This is a genomic window from Aestuarium sp. (assembly GCF_023253315.1).
GTDB lineage: Bacteria > Pseudomonadota > Alphaproteobacteria > Rhodobacterales > Rhodobacteraceae > Marivivens > Marivivens donghaensis.
On sequence record NZ_JALRGW010000104.1, the window covers coordinates 1 to 1,019 of the forward strand.

The window sequence follows — 1,019 nt, forward strand, 5'->3', positions numbered from 1 at the left end:
AATAAAATTGTGGGCTCAAGTTAAATGATGTAGTAGGAAAGTTTGTACTTGTAGTACTAGTTACATAATCTCCTATATTTGTATATTTATCTTGATAACTATTTGTTTTTTGATCTATTAATGTAAGAGTAGGAGTAGTCCAAAAATTTTCTATAGAATACACTTCATAGTTTGGCGCCAACAATTCTGTAAATTCACTATTATAGCGTATAATCGATGTTACTTCCGGCTGTGTTGTCCTAGCTATTAGAGTTATATTTGAAGAAGCAAAGGAGTAGGGTACAGTAGTAGAAAACTTTGTAACATAGTTTCCAACACCTGTTAACGTAAAATTTAATCCGTCAGTACTCCATGTAACAGTCCTTTTGTTTATATCAGATTGAAAGTAATCAATAACATCATCAGAGGTTGGGGGGCTTCCTGCTGCCCCAGATGCTTGTGCCGAGTAACTGCCTAACGCTATACTTTCTTGAGACAATAAAGTTCCATAACCACCATTTTCACTATATTCATACTTTGTTAAAGTAAAGGTATGGAAGCTATAAAATCCCACGCCGTAGATTGAGTTCCACCAGTATTTATATACAATATTAGGAATATTACGATCAGGTATAAGGCTACTTATTCCTGTATAATTAGACCCGTCTAAACTTTGAGATCCATCAGTATAAAATCCCACTACAGTACAGTGAGTAGGACTATAAGGGGTTAATAACTTATAAGTTATTGTATACCACTGCTGGTTACTAATAGAAGTAAAAGAATGCACTACAAGATATAGCATAGTTCCATCACTATTAAAGGCATAGCTTTTTAAATTAGCAAGATTATTAATACTTGGCGTTCTTACTTTAGTTTCTAGAGTATTCTGGTAACGTTCTAAGGCTTCCAATAGCTCAGACTTCCAGTTATCATTCAAGCTAAAAGTATTTTGAGAATTTGTATCAAATACTCCTTTAAAAGATGTAGAGGGGCTTTGCAATTTTTTATAGTTTGCTACTCCTACTAGTCCTCCATTA

At 33.7% G+C, this 1,019-nt stretch carries 1 protein-coding gene; it reads right to left on the reverse strand.

Annotated features, from left to right (window positions below; genetic code table 11):
* Positions 1–1,019, reverse strand: a 1,019-nt coding sequence (locus AC1QQ2_RS14415; protein WP_479713664.1) for a hypothetical protein, incomplete at both ends; no start/stop codon positions are given.